Origin of the sequence: Candidatus Enterovibrio altilux (assembly GCF_002381345.1) — a bacterium.
Classification (GTDB): Bacteria; Pseudomonadota; Gammaproteobacteria; order Enterobacterales; family Vibrionaceae; genus Enterovibrio; species Enterovibrio altilux.
Map to the genome: position 1 here is coordinate 242,563 of NZ_CP020660.1, position 19,593 is coordinate 262,155.

Genomic DNA, 19,593 nt, shown 5'->3' on the forward strand with positions numbered 1-19,593 from the left:
TAATTTAGTTCTCTGATTTAGGAAATTAGGAAATAAAGAAACTTAGAGGAATAAATTAGTACATTAGTGCAGGATACGTGAACGAAGCGTTCCTTCAATCGCTTTAAGTTTTTTCGATGCAGTCCCTGCATACTTAGTCTCAACATCAATCACAACATAACCGTATTCAACATTAGTTTGCAGGTACTGACCAACAATATTGATACCTTCTTCTGCAAAGATAGTGTTTATTTTAGTCAAAATACCAAATCTATTTTCATGGATGTGAAGCAAACGAGAAGTTCCTAAGTGTTCTGGCAGTGACACTTCTGGTAAGTTGACACATGACAACGTTGAACCATTGTCTGAATATTTAATCATCTTACCAATCACTTCAATACCAATATTTTTCTGCGCTTCATGCGTAGAACCACCAATATGTGGTGTCAGGATAACATTATCAAATGCTTGCAATGGCGACAAAAATGGATCATTATTAGTTTTTGGTTCAGCTGGGAATACATCAACTGCAGCACCGCTAATATGACCACTTTCTAACGCGGCACAAAGTGCGTCAATATTCACTGCAGTGCCACGCGCAGCATTGATAAAAATAGCACCAAATTTCATGCAAGCAAACTCTTCTTTACCTATTATATTTTGTGTTAAATTTGTTTCTGGAACGTGAAGCGTAATAATATCACTCTTATTCAGCAAATTTGACATAGAAGCCACTTGCGTGGCATTGCCTAAAGATAATTTATTCTTAATGTCGTAGTAAAAAACATGCATCCCTAAATTTTCAGCCAAAATACCTAATTGAGTACCAATGTGACCGTAGCCAATGATGCCAAGGCTTTTACCACGCGCTTCGAACGAACGATCAACAGATTTTATCCAATCACCACGGTGCACCGCTGCATTTTTTGCCGGAATATCACGCAGCAATAATAAAATTTCACCCAACACAAGCTCAGCAACACTACGTGTATTTGAAAATGGAGCATTGAAAACAGGAATACCACATTTTGCGGCAGCAGCCAGATCGACTTGGTTAGTACCAATACAGAAACAACCGACCACAATTAATTTTTGAGCTTTTTGAAAAATATTTTCTGTTAATTGAGTTCGGGAACGAATACCAATTAAATGTACATTTTTAATGGCTTTTTCAAGTTCTTTGACTGCCAGAGGGCTGTTATAATATTCAATATTACTGTAACCAGCGCTTTGAAGAACTTTTAATGCAGACGGATGAACACCTTCAAGAAGCAAAATTTTTATCTTTCCTTTTTTAAAAGATGTTTCAGTCATCGAAAATTTCATCCTTAAAAACAAAACTAGAAAATTAATTTTCACCATGCAAATTGCATTCAATAATAACTAACATAACACATAGCACATAACATTAAGAGAGAGTAAGAACATTACATTATATATACGAAAAAGCAGTGTCATAATAGCACCATTAACTTATTTAATCTTCTACACCAAAACGTTTAGTTAAGCCTTTAAAAAATCAAACGCTAAGGGCTTATGAGCTAAAGAAATTTTAACTTTTTATAACACCATTTAGGGTGCCTTCAAGCACAACATCTGCACCTCGATTTGCAAATAGCCCCACTGTGACCACGCCTGCGATAGCATTAATTTTGTTCTCTAATGCTTTTGCATCAATGATTTTTAAATTGTGTACATCCAAGATTATATTTCCGTTATCAGTAATACAACCTTCGCGGTAACAAGGATCTCCGCCTAATTTCACTAATTCGCGACCCACATAAGAACGCGCCATTGGGATCACCTCAACAGGAAGTGGGAAACTTCCCATTACATCCACTTTCTTACTATCATCAATGATACAGATGAATTGTTCAGCAATAGCAGCAACAATTTTTTCCCGCGTCAATGCTGTACCACCGCCTTTTATCATGTCATTAGTTGGGTTAATTTCATCAGCACCATCAACATAAATGTTTAAATATGCCACTTCATTTGCATTAAATACAGGAATGCCAATTTTTTTAAGACGCTCAGTTGATGCAATAGAACTCGACACAACCCCTTTAATTTGCTCCTTCATTGTCTCTAGTGCATTGATGAAATGATTCACGGTTGAACCAGTGCCAATGCCAACAATACTGTCTTTTTTTACGTATTTTAATGCAGCCCATCCTGCTGCTTTTTTCATGTCATCTTGAGTCATTAGGGTCTCCTGCTAATTTGGATTAATATCATATATGAATGATTTGTCAGTGATCGTACAGATCAATACAAAACATGCGTAGCTTTTTAAAAAAATGTTTTTATTAAATATTTTATAGTCTGCAAAATACTGAAGAATTTAATTAATTATTATTGTTACACGCGAGATGGAGTCAAAATTAATGGTAGTGAAGCGTATCATGCTTCTACTGGCAATGTATCAATTTGCTGACAATCATGCGCAATATCCACAGGTTGAGGTCCGTCACTTGAAAGCAACCCAAGAGCTAACGTTCGATCATAGTAATTTCTTCCCTTGCTCAAACGTTATCCAGGTTTATCAAACGCAACAAGGAGTGTGCAAATAACATCCAACATATGAACTGATAGTATATCACGCACATCCAATTTAGGTTCTAATATTCGATACTGGTTTAATACCAGTTCCAATGCTGGATGTAGTAAAAAAAACAGGAGATTACCTTGGCTAAAAGGATGGGTGACAGAAAGGTACATCGTCTTCTTCTAAATCCCAGCAATATTCAATTGAAGGCTGAATATTGAGTTCACCGTCGACAACTAGATAAAGAGCAACAGAAGATGCAGCATTCATACTATCAATGTGCTAAAAATGTGACAGTAGGGCCTGCGCAGCACAATGTTGCTCATTTTTATTAAGAGCATATAGTTTTGAATGAATAAATTTTCTTAGCATAGAGCGCTGTTCTGAAGTGGATGTTTGATTTTGCATCGGCAATTCTTGCCGTAACGTTATGGTTGTAGAAAAAAGATGACCCCAGAGTACCGTTAGGATAATCAGCCCTTGAACCCTGTGGTTCAAGGCGAATATGAAGAATAGACTGTAGCTTTCTCGGTACGAACCGAAATTACTCAAAAGTCTAATAACGATATATCCTTAAATTTACTTATCGGCTCAGGGACATAGATCCGCTGACGCACACTCCAGGGTCAAGCTGATAAAGCCTTTAGGCCTTCGAGACGCTATGCTTCAATAACGCCTCTTCAATTGTTTGTTGCAGAAGCATAAGGCGCTGTTCCATTTCACGTGTATCACTGATATTTTTCTTTTTTTCTTCATGAAATTCATTGCACATATTCAAGGCCGCAATGATGAGCAGTTGCTCTATATTCATTACTTTAGTGCGTTTAGACAATTCATGCAACCGCTGATCAAAGTCATTTGCAGCATTAACCAAAGACTGCTCTTGACCCACAGGGCAAATCACACGAGTGATTTTACCAAGAATTTGAATTTCAACAGCCTGCATAGTCACAATCGTTTAGAACTCCCTTTAAAGCACAGTATTATCCACTGATACAAAGAACATAAGTTATAAAAAATAATAGGTTACCTTAAGTATATTCTATTGAGTAATACTTTTTCGATACACTAAACAGTTCAAAAATTGTACATATAGTGAAAATCAAAGTACTTTTTATCTCGTACATACAAATAATACTGCATCATAATGTTTTTTTTACAAAATATTTTCCAAGTTTAAGGATATGGTAATATTTAATAGAGAATTAACTATATATAAGGTGATCCAACGTGATCCCAATAACTTTATTCAATTACAGTAAAATTGCAGCCATTCTTTCTACAGATAGTATAGCAGTCAGCACAACGGAAATACATGGACTATTATCTGGTACGCTATGTGGCGGATGAAATTTGTCATTGGGTGACTGGATAATCATATTGCACGATTACACGTATGATGAGTAAAACTGGCCAATTTAATCCAAAGGTCAAGAGGCATCATGTGTACTATGAGCATTAAAGCAATTGACGGGTGAAGCGCTTGATTTAGAACTTCTACTTCCAACAGCTAACAAAAGTTTACTTGGGCGCGGAGATGCGTTAACCAACTGGATTAGTTGTATCTATTACAAGCATCAACTTAGTTAGCGTAACGTTAGGTACTCTGTCTGAAGATAGCAATGAAATTCTCGCTAATCTCGCTGAAATTGTACAATTAGGCATTGATGAAAATGCTAACATGGCAGAGCATGAACTACTATTTGAACAAGTTACAGAGCACATTCGCGTATGTACAATGATTTTGCATATTGAACTAAGTTTAAAGCCATACAATAACGTATAATTCTAAACCAACATGCACTAATTATCATTGGAGAATACGTAAAAATGGAAATAACTAAGCCTTTAATATCAGAGGCAAAAAGTTACTCGCCAACAGTATTGAACTTTGACGTCGTTATTGTAGGTGGGGCAATGACAGGGGCCACACTGGCACTTGCTATCGAATATTTCACCGACGCAGGCTTGTCCATAGCAGTTGTTGAAGCGGCCATACATGACAACTCTCACCCCGGTTATGATGCAAGAAGCATTGCGCTATCCTATAGCAGCTGCAATTTATTAGAGCGCATTGGTATCTGGCGGGCATTATCCCATTTTTCTTCCGCTATAAAAAGCATTCATGTTTCAGACCAAGGCCATTTCGGTTTAACAGAAATGCACGCTCAACATGACAATTTTCCGTTCTTTGGCAACGTTATAGAACTGATTCATGCGGGACAGGTTTTTTTTAGCGCTTTTAAAACTGCAAAAAATATTACTTTTTTTTGCCCTGCTATCGTGTTATCTGTTGAGCGTGAGCAAAAATGCATAAAGTTAACGCTAAGCAGTGGTCAAGCACTTCAAGCACAGTTACTTGTCGCAGCAGATGGGACAACATCATCATGTTGTGCAATGGTAGGGATTGGCCATCATGAACATGATTTCAACCAAGTTGCGGTTGTCGCCAATATTACCACATCCATGCCACATCACGGCCGTGCATTTGAACGCTTTACCAGTTCAGGACCTCTCGCCTTACTACCAATGTCAGAAGCTCGAAGCTCTTTAGTTTGGTGCGTTACTCCTTTAGAAGCACCAAAGCTACTAGCGCTTTCCGACAATAATTTTCTTGATGCGCTTCAATGCGCTTTTGGATGGCGATTAGGACATTTAGTTCACGTCGGGCAACGAAACACGTACCCGCTTATTTTACATCAATCAACCCAACTCATCAGCCATCGCTTCGCCGCAGTTGGTAATGCAGCACAAACGCTTCATCCGATTGCAGGGCAAGGGTTTAACCTTGGTTTACGCGATGTAATTGCATTAGCAGAAGAGATTGCTTCCGCATATCGAGAAGCAAAAGATTGCGGAGACATAGCGCTTCTACTGCGCTACCAGAAACGCAGAACTCATGATCGAGATAACACTATCGCCATGACATCGGGACTAGTTTATGGTTTTTCCAACACCTCAATACCGCTCGTACTTAGCCGGAACCTCGGATTAGCCAGTATGTCTATATTCCATGAAATAAAAGCACCTTTATTGCAAAAAGCTATGGGATTAATAGAATGAAAATGATAAATATGGATATTGCTATTGTTGGTGGTGGTATGGTGGGTTTAACACTTGCTGCGGCACTTAAAAGCAGTAATCTGCGTATTGCCATTATTGAAGGTAATGCACCTGACTCTAGATTTAATATTCTACCCGATCTGCGTGTTTCAGCACTCAATCGTGCGGGCGAAAACATTTTAAAAAATATTGGTGCTTGGAACGGCGTTCTGAGCCGTCGATATAGTCCTTATCAAAAAATAATTGTATGGGAGCAAGACAGCTTCGCGTCTATTGAATTTGATGCCATAGATTTAGGGCAACCAAACTTAGGTCATATCGTTGAGAACCGCGTAATCCAACTGTCACTGTTTGACAAAGTCAAACACCAACATAATGTGACTATATTTTGCCCCGATAAATGTGCTTCAATAATGTTCAGTGAAACTAAAGCATGGTTAACTCTCGACTCTGGAAGAGTTCTCACTACTAAGTTGGTGGTTGGAGCTGACGGCGCAAATTCTTGGGTGCGTACCCAACTATCAATCCCACTTACTCATTGGGATTATGGGCACAGCGCACTTGTTGCTAATATTCGTACCACACAGCATCATGCTGGTATTGCACGTCAAATTTTTACACCTGATGGACCTCTGGCATTTTTGCCGTTATCAGACCCCCATCTTTGCGCTATCGTCTGGTCACAATCGCCAAAATTAGCCGATTTAAACTGCACCATGCCATCAAAAAGCTTCAATAAAGCCCTTAGCGTAGCATTCGATTTCCGCTTAGGTTTTTGTTCAGTAGAAGGAGAGCGAGCTGTATTCCCACTTAAGATGCGTTATGCACGTGATTTTATTTTAGATCGTGTCGCATTGATTGGTGATGCTGCACACACTATTCATCCTCTCGCTGGCCAAGGTCTTAATCTCGGCTTGCTAGATGCAACCTCTCTCGCTCAAGAACTTATTTACTTACAAGAAGAAGGGAAAGACATTGGTGAAAAATCGAAGCTGCGCCATTTCGAACGTTGGCGTAAAGCTGAAGCTACGCAAATGATCGCTGTAATGCAGGGCTTACGAGATCTTTTCGCAGGCAAGAATCCAACGAAAAAATTGATTCGGGGTATTGGTTTGATGGCAGCCGCTACGCTTCCTGGTATTAAGACACAGTTTATTAAACGTGCTCTTGGATTAAGTGGGGATTTGCCGGCATTTGCAAAGAAGTAGATTCGACAAGGTCATATCGCGTGGGATAACCAACTTAAATTTTTTATTTAATTACTTTTGTTTTTGATTGTAACTAGATTATATTCTTCATTGCATTACTTAGCTTTCTTTCCTAGTTCTAGTTCAGATAGTAAATCTCAACATGATGCACTATTAAGCCATCGCTTTTGTATGAGGTATACCTAGTTCTGTTAGCTTATTTAACGTTTTTATCCTGGCGTAAATTTCGCTAATCTGAGCATTATGATCTCTTAAGTTTCATGTTTCTTCTAGTCGTTTTTTGACTTGAAACATTGCCTTTTTTGATAGGGAATATTGATGGTAACCATACCTCCTGTTCTAATGCTAATGGGAAATATATAACTTCTAGTCACTGACCGCTAAATTATGAGGATGATCTCGTTTTCAAAAAATTACTCCTTTTCTTGGTAGTATGAGTTGAAACGCTCGTTTAATACGAGCAGTTTCGTAACGTTATTTGGTGTCGTCAGTACCATCGGATAATATTTCAGTGAGTCTGTTTGAGTAAACTAAGTAGCACCTCATCGTCAGTCACATGTGATGTACTTAACTCAGAAGCAATGGCTAAGTCGCTAAATAAATGAGGTCTGCCATAATCATTAACCTTCTTAGTTTGATTCCATAGCTGAATAGCTTCTTCGTCAAGCCAGAGCATTAGTGAGCCACAATTGATTAAAGCTTGATTATACTCCTTCCAGTTAATTATTTGATAACGAAGATTATTCATAAATCTGAATATTTCAGTGAGTCTAACTGTTTAGAGTATCGAATGAAAATTTAGTTTTTTTATTAAAAAATAAAACCGGTTACCATAAAGATCCCATAGCAGAGACAGCAATGGTTCGAGTCAAAACATTACCTAGAAGGACATTGAACTGAAGGAATCACGCAACTTAAATTAATAAAATCGACACCATGGTAAACGTGTTACATAAGCTAACAAAACTAGATATACTTAACACGAAAGCGATTACCTAATATTGAACTATATAAGGATTTGCTATCTGAACTCAAATTAGGAAATAAAGCTTCGTAGCTAAGGTAAATTATAGGATCTTATTATTCTTCCATCCTTCCGTTTTGGCAGCACGCGCCTCGCGTTTTTTTCTAGCATCGCAAGGCTCAGGACAATTGCATATTTTCTTAATACCAACAGAACTTAAACCACCACAGCTGCCACTGATTGTTTGACATTGAATGATGTAACCGATTGACATGCTAGCAATCACCAACAAAAAAATCAAAAATGTTATTAAATATAAAAACATTTTATATCCTAATATAATAGATATTTTTTAAATGCATCTGAGGCTATTTCTGTAAAACCAGTATCAGTTTTAACGATGAAAAACGCGGCAATTGCTTCATCATTAGCTACAACTAGTGCATCTTCTGGTCCCATCACCATAAACGCTGTAGAAAAACCATCTGCCGTCATGCATGATTTATCCACTATAGTTACTGATACCATTCGATGATTTATGGGTTTTGCTGTTGCTGGATTGATAATGTGAGAATATCGTATACCGTCTACTTCAAAGTAATTTTTATAATTACCCGACGTAGCCATTGCCATATCTCCAGGTGCAATTATTTCTTGAATAGTTTGCTGTGCATTATTTGGTTTCTCTATGGCTATACGCCAAGGTTGACTTTCAGCATTCATTCCTTTGAGCTTAAGTTCACCACCAATTTCAACTAAATAATTCTTCAAACCCAACTCAGTTAAATAACTGGCGATAACGTCGACACCAAAGCCTTTTGCAATTGATGAAAGATCAACATAAAGATCTGGATTAGTTTTGATCAAATTATTGCCATCAACACTGAGGTGCCTTATACCAGTCATTGCACGTCGCTGGGCAATAAGCTCATCGGAAGGTACGCGATCAGGACGCTCTTCCGGTCCAAATCCCCATAAATTAACTAAGGGACCCACAGTTACGTCCAATGCACCATTCGAAATTTTATTAATTCGGAGAGCTTCATTAATTACCTCGGCCGTATCAACAGATACTCTAAATGGAGAGCGGTCTTTATGCTGATTAAATAAACTTAACTCCGATGTCTTGCGATACGTAGACATGTGAGTATTCACCAATGCAAGTCGCTTGTCTATTTCAGTGTGTACTTCTTCAATACGAGGAAGCACAACATTATTTAAAAATTTAACTGAATAATAGGTTCCCATTGTAGAACCTGTCAGGTGCATTTGTTTTGGTGTTTGTTTGCAACTTTCCAGTACTAATAAGGAACTAATCAGAAGCCCTATAGTCAAAAAAATTTTTCTCATTCCTGTACCCAGTTATTAAAAAATTTATATCAAACCACGTTATTTTTAAAGTTAAAAAAAATAACATTACCTAACTTAAGCTGCGCATAAGAAAGAAATTCAATGTCAAAGTTACAATCTAATCGTTTGGCATAAGCGATGGACTGCACGAAAACTTGAGCATAAATAATTTAAACATGTCTTTCGTCAATGTAGATGACTTCAGCCAGACTTTACTTTATGCATGAAAAAATACCTAATTTTTACGGCATTACGGCATTACGGCATTACGGCTTTATTTCCTAGTCTGAGTTCAAACAGAAAACCCTAGTACTATGACCTAGTAGGCGCTTACTCTCGTTTGAGACATACCTAAACCTACGCCAGCTTCTTTAATTTTTTATCATAGCGGAGATTGAGCTAGTTTTGACATTATAATCCCTTAGGCTAAATGTCCCCCCGAATAGTTTTGTGACTTGAAATATTGATTCTCTGATAAGGAACGTTTATGGTAACCATACTTCCTTTTTCAATGCAGATTGGAATCATATAACTTCTGGTAACTGACTGCTAAATTACGCGGATGATCTCGTTTCCAAAAAATTGTTCCTTTTTGGAGAAATTGAGTGGAACTACTCGTTTAATATGAATAATGTTCGTAACATTATCTAGTGTCGTAAGCACCATTACTTGACTTAATATCTCATTACTCCTTCGGTGGATCTGTTTAAGCAAGTTAGATCGCACTTCACTGTCAATCACATTTAATGAACTTAACTCAGCAGCCATCATTTCATACATATTGATATCGATCGTTACATGTAATTTATGCCAGACTCACTGTTTTCCATCCGTGCCACGCTTTCTACTTGCCCTTTCGCCTTCACCATAGACTTTGAGCATAGTAGAATCGATGATGAAGTGCTGGGTAGTTTCTTTGTTCTTCATCTTGAATGTAATATTAACCGTTTGGGCTCGCTTGCTAACACATGAATAATCAAAGCATAATAGTAGTAGTTGAGCCAGTTTGAAAACAGAATTAACAAATCCTGGTAAACCTCTCAATAGCATTGAAAAGGCGCGTTGAACCATGAGAACCATAGGAATCGTTAAATCGCTAAATAAGCTATGTCTCCCACGATCACCAAGCTTAATTTGGTTCCATAACTAAATAATTTTTTCATCAAACCAGAATATTAGTAAACCACAATTAATTAAAGCTTCATTATACTACTTCCAGTTGGTTATTTTATAGCAAAGCTTATTCATCAACCGAAATATTTAAGTGAACCTAGCTGTTTAAAACGTTAATTGATAATTAAATCCCAGACTTTATGAAGCAGAGCTTTTTTTGACTCAAAACATGGAGTCTAAGGAATGATAATGCTTCTATTGCGGAAGCCTGCGTAATGATAAAAATGTTAAATAAGCTGACAGGACGAAGTATGCCTAAAATGAAAGCAATCGTCTAATAATTAACTAGATTGAGATTTGTAATCTAAATTTGCGTTACAAAACGAAGCTATTTCCGCATTCACTTTACCTTTCAGTGAAATAAAACCAGAATAGCAGTACCATCATTAGTACAATGCACAAAACATACAGTACTAAATTGTGATAAATTATTGCTTCATCAAGTCTTGAACTTGATAAAATACTCTCATCACCTTGTCAGAATAGTGCGGATCGGTTGCATACCCTGCATCGTGCAACCCGCGTATGAACTGCTCAGGTTCCTCTGACTGTTGCAATGCATTAGCATACCTAGGATTAGTACTTAAAAAATAAACATAATCATCAAAACTGTCTTGGTATGAGGTGTATGCTCGAAACCACGCAATTTTTTGCACTGGAATTTGATCATGAAATTCAAATGTTTGTTTCATTATTTTCTGGCCAGCCCACTTTGGGTCAGCTTTGAGATTAAACAAATTGTGACTATTACAACGTTCATTCGCTATAATTTTTTTGCCCCAACCTGTTTCTAATGCAGCTTGCGCAATCAATATTGCAGGATCCGTTCCTAGCGTACGCGCTGCATATTTAGCATATGGCGTTAACCGCGCAGTAAACTCATGTGGAAACTCAAAGGGCTTCATATTCGTTTTAACAGGCCGAGGATTCTGTTCTACTAACCCATGAGCTCTAGGAATAGGAGTGTCACCAAGCTCATAAAACATTACCGCAACATTCTCCTCTTGAGGATTTACAGAAGGAAGACGTAACATAGGTGACAACTGAATATGATCACTAGCACTACGCACCTCCACATCCATTGTTTCACTACCTTGGCTGCTTTGTAATTGCTGAACAATCAAATCAGCAAGCCCCAGCGAACCTTCATGAGATAACGCACTCGACAATTGCTCGTCAGCTATTTGTTCGTAAAATCGGGAAGTACGGTCATCCATCAAATTTGATTTGAAAGCCTCGTTAGCATTACGCATAGACTTGAACAATAGCTGTGTAAAAATTGCTTCAAATTGTTCTGCGGCTGAGCGCATGACATCATTTGATTCCTCACTATTCTTTTTCATGGTCTTCTGGCGAAGGAGATCGAGACTGCTAAGATCATGAATAAAACTGATATTCATGGGAGCTTTCATAGGCTTAAATCACTATTAGTTGGCCATCGATGGCACTCGCCTGCTTGAGTGCCTGCAAAATTGCCATCAAATCTGACGGAGCTGCTCCCACACCATTAACTGCACGAACTAGATTGTCGAGTGTCACTCCCGGTTTAAAGTGGAACATCCGACCATTTTCCTCTGCCATTGAACCATCAGAATCCGGTACGACTACACTTGCGCCACTCGAAAATACACCGGGTTGGTTCACTTTTAAGTTTTCATTTATGATGACAGTCATCGTACCATGCGTTATTGCTGCAGAACGAAGCCTAACATTTTTGCCAATTACAATTGTGCCGGTTCGGCTGTTAACGATAATTTTTGCAGCAGCATTTGCAGGCACAAATTCAAGATTTTCAACCGTAGATAAAAATGCGACACGTTGTGACAAGTCTCGAGGTGCACGCACACGTATTGAGGTAGCATCCAGTGCAGCTGCGGTATTTGGTCCAAGGAAATTATTAATAGAATCCGACATACGTTGAGCAGTGGTAAAATCAGACTCAAACAAGTTAAAGTTAATGTAGGAGCCATGTCCGAACGGAGAAGGCACTTCTTGCTCAACCATTGCGCCATTCACAATACGGCCAACCGTTGGCGTGTTACCCACGATTTTAGAACCATCAGCACCTTCAGCGCTGAAACCACCGACGATAAGATTACCCTGTGCAACAGCATACGTTTTACCGTCTAAGCCTTTCATGAACGTTTGAACGAGCGTACCACCATGAAGACTTTTTGCAGATCCTATGGATGAGACGGTGATATCAATTTTTTGTCCCTGCTTAGAGAAAGGAGGGAGATCAGCGCTAACAGCGACTGCAGCAATATTTTTTGTTTTTAATTTAATGCCCGATGGTAACTGAATGCCAAAATTTTTTAACATACTATAAAAACTTTGATCTGTAAATGGTGTGTTTTCACCTGTACCGGCAAGCCCCACAACCAACCCATAGCCAACTAATTGGTTACTCCGTACACCAGCCACTTCTGATATATCTTTAATTCTTGCAGCCTCCGCCACTGAGTTAACTAGTGTAGCTATGAATATAAGTACTAACCAATTCTTCACGTCAAATCTCCAAAAATATCATTGCGTTTAAAGAACAACGTTAAAAAATCGTGCCAACCATCCCTGATCTTGGGTATCCTGGAGGTCTCCGGTGCCAGAATATTGAATATGAGCGTTCGAAATACGAGTTGAAGCCACTGTATTGTTTTGATTAATATCATCTGCACGAATGGTACCACTCAGGCGAATATATTCATCACCCGTATTCAGCGTCAGCCATTTTTCACCACGAATGATAAGATTGCCATTTGTCAACACATCAACCACTTCGACAGAAATAGAGCCATTAATACTATTACTCTGATTTGCACTGGTTGAGCCATTTGTTTTATTGTCATGTCCGGCAGCATAAGAAAGATTTGATTCACCCATAGTGACTTCTTCTCCACCCATTTTCAGTGGATCCATACTCAAATCGCTCGATTTGTTCGTGTCACTTCTAGCGCTTTTTTTCGCCTGTATTTTTTCTTTTAATAATACGGTCACAATATTTCCAATGCGGTGAGGCTTGGTATCGTCATATAAGTCCTGAGCTTGAGACATACTAAACAAAGAGCCTGTCGCCGCTGCATAATGCTCATATTCATGTGGCGGATGAATGGGAGCCCATGAAGGATCGCCAAACACTGCATCATTACGTTGTCGCAATAAACCGATTAAACCTTCACCATCTAGCTCTGTACTGCCTTCTATCGCATACATTTTTTTGGTGTCTTGTACTATTTCATTTTGTGTAAGTAGCTCTTTTGGGTCCATCAAACTACAACCAGATATCATTGCTAGCATTAGACCTGTTATCAGAAACTTCTTCATTCACGCTCTGCTATATTAAAGTTTCTGGTTCACGTAACTAAGCATCTGATCGACGGACGAAATAACCTTAGAGTTCATTTCATAAATACGTTGTGCTTCGATCATGTTAACCAGTTCTTCTGTGACGTTGACATTGGATGTTTCCAACATTGATTGACGGATACTGCCAAGGCCATCTAAGCTAGGAATACCTTCTTGTGGATGACCACTGACACCTGTAGGCAAATAAAGGTTTTGACCGATTGGCTCAAGACCGGCGGGGTTAATAAAATCAACCACGGTAATCTGTCCAAGCACTACATTTGTAGCTTGTCCTCGCAGTCGTGCAGAGACTTCACCGTCAGTACCAATGGTTACCTGAACCGCATCTGGTGGGACAGCGATTTCAGGTTCAAGCAAATAACCTGCACCTATGGTTACAATCACGCCTTCATCATTGAGGTTGAATTGACCATTGCGTTGGTAGCCCATGTTGCCATCAGGCAATAAAATTTGGAAAAAACCATCACCTTCAATCATTAAATCCAAAGCGTTATCCGTAGTCTGTGCGTTACCATTACTGTGAATGCGTTGTGTCGCGACCACTTTAGCACCTGCACCTAACATTAAACCACTGGGTAATTTAGTATTTTGCGACGACTGGCCACCAGGCTGATTAATGTTTTGGTAAAAAAGATCTTCAAACACCGCCCTAGATTTTTTAAAACCAATCGTCGATGCATTAGCTAAATTATTAGAAATAGTCGAAATATTGGCTTGTTGCGCATCTAAGCCAGTTTTACTTACCCATAATGCTGGATACATAATAATTACCTTTTAATTAACTAATGCGCAGAAGAGTATCAGATGCTTGATCCATTTCCTCTGCTGTTTTCATGAGGCTGACTTGCATTTCGAAGTGTCGTTGAAGATTGATAAGGCCAATCATTTCGCCAATGGCGTTAACGTTACTTCCTTCAAGTGCACCAGTAAGGAGTGTGACTCTTGTATCAGCGTCATATGTTGCATCAGGTTTCACAGGTTTAAAAATACCATTTTTGTCTTTGAATAAATCATTGTGATCAGGACGCACAAGCTTAATACGATCAACTTCTTCCATTGCCTCTGGAGGTGCTCCTTGTGGGAGCAAAGAAACAGTGCCATCAGTACCAATTTCAATTTTTGATATCGGAAGTGGTAAGAAGATAGGTGTACCATGTTTGCCAAGAATGAGATGGCCATGCTCATTTTGCAACATACCTGTTTGATTAATTTTCAGATTGCCCACACGAGTATAGCCTTCTTGGCCTTTTTCATCTAGCACCGCCAGCCAACCGTTTCCCTTAATGGCAACGTCAAGTTCACGACCTGTTGTAATAAGCTGCCCTTGAGCAAAATTATGGCCTGGACGCTCCGTCATATTAAATACGCGCGTTGGCAAACCATCACCATATGCTTGCATCGCCCTCGCCTGCGCTAAATCTGCTCGAAAACCAGTCGTTTTAACGTTAGCCAAGTTATTGGCGTGTAGTTGCAATCCTTGCATGTTTTGTTTGGTGCCACTCATGGCAAGAAATAATGCATGATCCACTTGACATTCTCCTGTTGCTGCTAATATTTATATAGCAAGAAAAATGCCAATTTTATTTATTAAAGTTTAACAAGGTATTAGTGCAGAAAGTGCTTAATATTAGAAGGTCATGCTCAATTTTCAAGGAAATGCATTGCCGCTTAATATGCAAACGGCAAAATAAAACATTAAATCACTAACGGATTTGTAAGATAGTTTGTTGCATTTCGTTGTTAACTTCCAATGCACGTGAGTTCGCCTGAAAATTACGTTGCGCAGTGATCAAATCAACTAACTCTTGAGTCATGTCAATGTTAGATTGCTCGATAGTACCACTTTTTACCTGTCCAAAAGCTCCCTGCATTGCCTCACCCCAAACTGCTGCACCCGATTGCTGTGTCACTTTCCACTGAGTATTGCCCGCTTGGGACAAGCCTTGTTGATTAGACACTCGAACCATAGCCACTCGACCCAAAGCAATATTTTCACCGTTGCTGTATGTCGCCATAATAGTACCTTTTGGATCGATATCAACTTTAGCCAGATAACCAGTCGTTGCACCATTTTCGTTAAATTTATGCATTTCAAATGGTGATGCGTATTGGGTTGGTTCGTTGAAATTAATAGTTAACGCTTGCGTACCATCTGCCCCATTCATTTCTAGACCAGCACCATTTGCGCCAAGAGCAATAGTCGTAAGTGGCTGCCCGCCATTAAGATTGCTTACTGAGCCGTCACTGTTGAACTCCACAGAATGGCCAACATGACCTGTAGCATTAATAAATTCACCCGTCGTAAGGCTTAATGATTTTTCGCCTGCTGCATCTGTCGCTGAATAGTAGACAGCCCATTTATTCGGCGTCACATTATCTTTAACATAATATGTCGTTAATTTATACGGCTGACCCAAGGAATCGAAAATGGTTGCTGACATTGCCTTATTATAGGTATCAGGGTCTTCTGCGTTAAACAATGCTGGATCTTTTGCTGCATCACCTGCTGGGAGGTTAAGGCCGATATTAATGTTTTCAGATGCCCTTGGCTGTCCAAATTGATCTGGTACTTGCAATGATTTAGGTTCAAATGAACTAACTTGCCCAGTTTCAGTGTCTACGTTATAGCCAAGTAAATACTGACCTTCAGAGTTAACCATGTTGTTATTTTTATCTAGGTGAAATGCTCCATTACGTGTTAATACGTTACTTTGTGTTGCCAACTTATCATTAGCAACCGCAAAGTAGCCATTGCCAATGATGCGCAAATCGAGTGGATTATTAGTATAAATGCTCGATCCTTCATGGAACTGCTGCGCAACGATGGAAGTCTGTACACCGCTACCAGTTGTTGTTTTTGCATTCGAAAAAATCGATGCTGAGTAAACATCTCCGAATTCAGCACGCGATTCTTTAAAGCCAAAAGTATTGGCGTTAGCAATGTTGTTACTGGTGGTATTCATGTCTTTTTGAGCTGCTGCTAAGCCGCTTAATGCAATATTCAATGCCATTGCTGAAAACTCCTATGTTCTTTAGCTTTTACTCACGCCACCCATGCTAGCATGACCCACTTCAAGTACCTCGATCAGTTTGACCGGAGATGCATATCCCGCAACATTCAACATAATGTTTCCATCACTGTTACCCAGTAGCACGCTATTTACATTAGCATAAGTTGACAGTTCAAAGTCTTGAGACTCCCCATCAATAAAACCGCTTACGTTTATTGTATATTTGCCTTCCGACAATAGATTACCACTATCATCCAAACCATCCCATTCAACACGATGATCGCCTGATGACTTTGAGCCAATACTAAAATTTTTAAGTAATTGTCCTTGTTCATTATGGATACGTACCATCACGTCATTCATGGCTTGAGGTAATTTTACCATACCAACGATACTACCTATGGCAGATTTAAAACCTTTATTACCTCGAACTAGCACATCCTGGCCGACCAATGAAGATGCTTGCAGTGCTTGGTTCGATGTCATTACTGTATTCAACGAACTAAACTGCTTATTCATTTTTCCGATACCGTCAACTGTCGCAAACGAAGCCATTTGGCCAATCATTTGCTCATTATTCACTGGCTTGAATGGATCTTGGTACGCAAGCTGTTGCGTCAATAGCGAAAGAAAATCTTCTTGCTTCAAGTCTGACTGGCCTGTCACTTTATCGTCATGACCTTGCTCAGCGCGTTGTTTTTCCTGCAAGGTTTTTAGCTGGTCAATGTAGCTACCTCTACTTGCATTACCTACGCCATCAATCATATTCATAGTGCCGTCCTTCTGCCTTAATGACCCATCTGCAGTGTACGCATCAGCATTTGTTTGCATGCTTCTGCTACTTCTACGTTAGTTTGATAGGATCGCGAGGCCGAAATCATGTTGGCCATCTCTTCCATTATATTCACGTTCGGTTTGAAAATATAACCTTCAGCATTCGCCATTGGATGATCAGGATTGAACTCTGCACGAAGAGGCTTCTTACTTTCAACAATGCCGGCGACACGCACAGGTACACTGTGCCCTAATGCTTGTGATGTGAACTTATCTAATTCAGCCATAAATACAGGATGACGCCCTTTGTACGTTTCAGTAGCAGAACTGCCCACTGAGTTAGCATTCGCCAGATTACTGGACGTGGTATTTAGTCGAATTGATTCCGCGCTCATTGCAGAACCGGTTACGTTGAACACATTAAATAGACTCATTTATTCATTCCTTCCCAGTGCCTTGGACATATTTTTAAACTGAGCACCTAAAAACTCTACTGATGCCTCATATCCAAGAGCATTCTGCATAAATAAATTTCGTTCAACCTGTGCATCAACGGTGTTGCCATCACCTGTGTCAGGTTGGTTTGGGATACGATACATTTTTTGACTTTGAATCTGCGAAGTGGCCGCGATGTGCCGCTCATCAGTTTGATTCAGGCCAAAGTTTGCTCCATAAGTTGCCGCTTGAAGCGCTCGTGTGAAGTCTATATCCTGTGCTTTATAACCTGGAGTATTAGCATTCGCCAGATTACTAGCCAATATCTCTGCACGCTGAGACCGAACACCTACCGTGTATTGATGAATTCCTAACGCTTTATCGAACGATATTGCCATGTGACCATCTCCTAGTATTTACTGCCAAATGTTTAGCAATATAAATGCCAAAATGTTTCCTAGCAGAAACAGCAATGGTTCGAATTAAAAATCACTGGTAGAAACATTGAGCTTCAGGGATCGCACAACTTAGATTAGTGCAGCCAAAACCATGATAAAAGCGTTAAATAAAGTGCCAACACTAGATATGCCTAACACGAAAGCAACGGTCTCATAGTGAATCATGTTGAGATTTGCTATTGGAACTCTAATTAGGAAACAAAGTTCATTATGAATCCAATGCATTGTTCAATATTAATCTTCCTACATTAAAAAATGTATAAGTAATTTTGAGTAATCAGTTTTCTTTTTTAAATGAGGGAGCTGCATTTTTAATTAAAATTTTAAATAGTTAGGCTCACTTAAATATTCAGGTCTATGAACAATCTTCGCTACAAAATAACTAACTGAAAACAGTATAATTAAGCTGCAATCAATTTTGACTCACTTACATTGTGGATTGATACAGAAGCTATTCAGTTATGGAATCAAACCAAGTAGGGCATTCATGGAAGATCTTGTTTATTGAGCGACTTAGCCATTACGATGGCCCGCGTGGTTAAACACGTGTTTTCAATGCTATGACGCGGTCTGCAAGAATGCATTAATTTTGTTTCAAGCTTGCTCAGCTACCATCGTCATGCCCTCACTACTAATGCATTAGTAAGCGAGCTAAAACGGTTAAGATTATGCTCAAAATAAAGAATAAAGGAACCATCCAGCACTTAGTCATTAATTTTACAGGGCTCCAAATCTACGATAAAGGAGAAAGGAAAGTAAAAAAGCACCGTACTGATAGGCCAAGAAGAGTCTGGTGCAAGTTACATTTAACAGTAGATATAAATACGCATAAAATCATTGCTACTGAGTTGAGTGCATCAAATGTGACTGACAGTGAAGTACTACCTAACTTTTGCAAACAGACCCGTCAAAAAATTAATGAAATATCAGACAATAGTCTTTACAAAACTAACAATGTTACGAAAGCGTTTGTGTTAGGCGAGCGTTTCTACTCATTCCATCAAAAAAACATTTTTTGGAAACGAAGCCATTCACGTAACTTAGATGTCGATTACCAGATGTTATACGACTCAAATAAGTTTCGGAGGATGAAATATTTTTGTCATAAACGTTTTAGCTAAGAAATGGTAAGGTTTTTAGTCCACAAAATTTTTCAGAGGGATATTGAACCAAAAGAATTACAATGCCTATATTGACGAAAATTACGCAATAATAAAAGCACTAAATAAGCTGATAGGACTCAATATGCCTATTATTTGAAAAATAT

19 protein-coding genes, 1 other RNA gene and 3 pseudogenes are annotated in these 19,593 nt (G+C 38.9%); 5 read left to right on the top strand and 18 right to left on the bottom strand.

Features of this window, described 5'->3' with window-relative positions; all coding sequences use genetic code 11:
- Positions 1-63 precede the first annotated feature (63 nt).
- Together serA and rpiA are read right to left on the bottom strand one after the other, a co-directional pair.
- Positions 64-1,293, bottom strand: a complete 1,230-nt coding sequence (gene serA, locus BTN50_RS01010; protein WP_096618706.1) for a phosphoglycerate dehydrogenase — start codon at positions 1,291-1,293, stop codon at positions 64-66.
- A gap of 238 nt (positions 1,294-1,531) precedes the next feature.
- Positions 1,532-2,185: a ribose-5-phosphate isomerase RpiA gene (rpiA, locus tag BTN50_RS01015; RefSeq protein ID WP_096618707.1), complete on the bottom strand. Its 654-nt coding sequence runs from the start codon at positions 2,183-2,185 to the stop codon at positions 1,532-1,534.
- 181 nt (positions 2,186-2,366) lie between these two features.
- Between rpiA and BTN50_RS10685 the strand changes: the two genes are divergently transcribed.
- The gene (locus BTN50_RS10685; RefSeq protein ID WP_235610973.1) at positions 2,367-2,552 is read left to right on the top strand and encodes a hypothetical protein; all 186 of its coding nucleotides are present in this window, start codon (positions 2,367-2,369) and stop codon (positions 2,550-2,552) included.
- Positions 2,553-2,671: 119 nt separating this feature from the next.
- On the opposite strand, the gene BTN50_RS11740 is transcribed toward BTN50_RS10685, so the two are convergent.
- The 3 genes from BTN50_RS11740 to zapA form a co-directional block, all read right to left on the bottom strand.
- Positions 2,672-2,797 (bottom strand): hypothetical protein, encoded by a 126-nt coding sequence (locus BTN50_RS11740; protein WP_256386973.1) that lies wholly within the window; start codon positions 2,795-2,797, stop codon positions 2,672-2,674.
- A gap of 176 nt (positions 2,798-2,973) precedes the next feature.
- A non-coding RNA gene (ssrS, locus tag BTN50_RS01025) (6S RNA) lies at positions 2,974-3,157 on the bottom strand.
- 13 nt (positions 3,158-3,170) lie between these two features.
- Positions 3,171-3,479 (bottom strand): cell division protein ZapA, encoded by a 309-nt coding sequence (zapA, locus tag BTN50_RS01030; protein ID WP_096618708.1) that lies wholly within the window; start codon positions 3,477-3,479, stop codon positions 3,171-3,173.
- Positions 3,480-4,190: 711 nt separating this feature from the next.
- Here zapA and BTN50_RS11935 point away from each other — a divergent pair.
- From BTN50_RS11935 to BTN50_RS01045, 3 genes are read left to right on the top strand one after another with little or no spacing between them, the layout of a single operon-like run.
- Complete coding sequence (locus tag BTN50_RS11935) at positions 4,191-4,313, top strand: hypothetical protein (RefSeq protein WP_394336770.1); 123 nt, start codon at positions 4,191-4,193, stop codon at positions 4,311-4,313.
- Positions 4,314-4,357: 44 nt separating this feature from the next.
- Positions 4,358-5,590: a 2-octaprenyl-6-methoxyphenyl hydroxylase gene (ubiH, locus tag BTN50_RS01040; protein WP_096618709.1), complete on the top strand. Its 1,233-nt coding sequence runs from the start codon at positions 4,358-4,360 to the stop codon at positions 5,588-5,590.
- Complete coding sequence (locus BTN50_RS01045) at positions 5,587-6,798, top strand: FAD-dependent 2-octaprenylphenol hydroxylase (RefSeq protein WP_096618710.1); 1,212 nt, start codon at positions 5,587-5,589, stop codon at positions 6,796-6,798. The genes ubiH and BTN50_RS01045 overlap by 4 nt, the downstream gene beginning before the upstream one ends.
- Positions 6,799-6,951: 153 nt before the next feature.
- Here the strand turns inward: BTN50_RS01045 and BTN50_RS01050 are convergent.
- The 13 genes and pseudogenes from BTN50_RS01050 to flgB form a co-directional block, all read right to left on the bottom strand.
- Positions 6,952-7,546, bottom strand: a pseudogene (locus BTN50_RS01050) (transposase).
- Between the two features lie 319 nt (positions 7,547-7,865).
- Positions 7,866-8,087, bottom strand: coding sequence for a (Na+)-NQR maturation NqrM (gene nqrM / locus BTN50_RS01055; RefSeq protein ID WP_096618711.1), 222 nt, complete (start codon positions 8,085-8,087; stop codon positions 7,866-7,868).
- A gap of 8 nt (positions 8,088-8,095) precedes the next feature.
- Positions 8,096-9,112 carry an FAD:protein FMN transferase gene (locus tag BTN50_RS01060; protein ID WP_096618712.1) on the bottom strand — a complete coding sequence of 339 codons (1,017 nt, stop codon included), beginning with the start codon at positions 9,110-9,112 and terminating at the stop codon, positions 8,096-8,098.
- A gap of 371 nt (positions 9,113-9,483) precedes the next feature.
- Positions 9,484-10,306: pseudogene (locus BTN50_RS01065) on the bottom strand (IS5 family transposase).
- Between the two features lie 407 nt (positions 10,307-10,713).
- Positions 10,714-11,697 (bottom strand): flagellar assembly peptidoglycan hydrolase FlgJ, encoded by a 984-nt coding sequence (gene flgJ / locus BTN50_RS01070; RefSeq protein WP_096618713.1) that lies wholly within the window; start codon positions 11,695-11,697, stop codon positions 10,714-10,716.
- Positions 11,698-11,701: 4 nt separating this feature from the next.
- Positions 11,702-12,793: a flagellar basal body P-ring protein FlgI gene (locus BTN50_RS01075; RefSeq protein WP_096618714.1), complete on the bottom strand. Its 1,092-nt coding sequence runs from the start codon at positions 12,791-12,793 to the stop codon at positions 11,702-11,704.
- Between the two features lie 27 nt (positions 12,794-12,820).
- A complete protein-coding gene (locus tag BTN50_RS01080) occupies positions 12,821-13,606 on the bottom strand; it encodes a flagellar basal body L-ring protein FlgH (protein ID WP_096618715.1) in 786 nt (261 codons plus the stop codon).
- 15 nt (positions 13,607-13,621) lie between these two features.
- Complete coding sequence (gene flgG, locus BTN50_RS01085) at positions 13,622-14,410, bottom strand: flagellar basal-body rod protein FlgG (protein ID WP_096618716.1); 789 nt, start codon at positions 14,408-14,410, stop codon at positions 13,622-13,624.
- A 16-nt stretch (positions 14,411-14,426) separates the two neighbouring features.
- A complete protein-coding gene (gene flgF, locus BTN50_RS01090; RefSeq protein ID WP_096618717.1) occupies positions 14,427-15,176 on the bottom strand; it encodes a flagellar basal-body rod protein FlgF in 750 nt (249 codons plus the stop codon).
- Between the two features lie 175 nt (positions 15,177-15,351).
- A complete protein-coding gene (flgE, locus tag BTN50_RS01095) occupies positions 15,352-16,659 on the bottom strand; it encodes a flagellar hook protein FlgE (protein WP_096618718.1) in 1,308 nt (435 codons plus the stop codon).
- 21 nt (positions 16,660-16,680) lie between these two features.
- Positions 16,681-17,430, bottom strand: a complete 750-nt coding sequence (locus BTN50_RS01100) for a flagellar hook assembly protein FlgD (RefSeq protein WP_096618719.1) — start codon at positions 17,428-17,430, stop codon at positions 16,681-16,683.
- A gap of 17 nt (positions 17,431-17,447) precedes the next feature.
- Positions 17,448-17,867 (bottom strand): flagellar basal body rod protein FlgC, encoded by a 420-nt coding sequence (flgC, locus tag BTN50_RS01105; RefSeq protein WP_096618720.1) that lies wholly within the window; start codon positions 17,865-17,867, stop codon positions 17,448-17,450.
- Positions 17,868-18,266 carry a flagellar basal body rod protein FlgB gene (gene flgB, locus BTN50_RS01110; protein ID WP_096618721.1) on the bottom strand — a complete coding sequence of 133 codons (399 nt, stop codon included), beginning with the start codon at positions 18,264-18,266 and terminating at the stop codon, positions 17,868-17,870. It lies immediately after the preceding gene.
- A 471-nt stretch (positions 18,267-18,737) separates the two neighbouring features.
- On the opposite strand from flgB, the pseudogene BTN50_RS01115 reads away from it, so the two are divergent.
- Positions 18,738-19,586, top strand: a pseudogene (locus BTN50_RS01115) (IS5 family transposase).
- Positions 19,587-19,593: the final 7 nt, after the last annotated feature.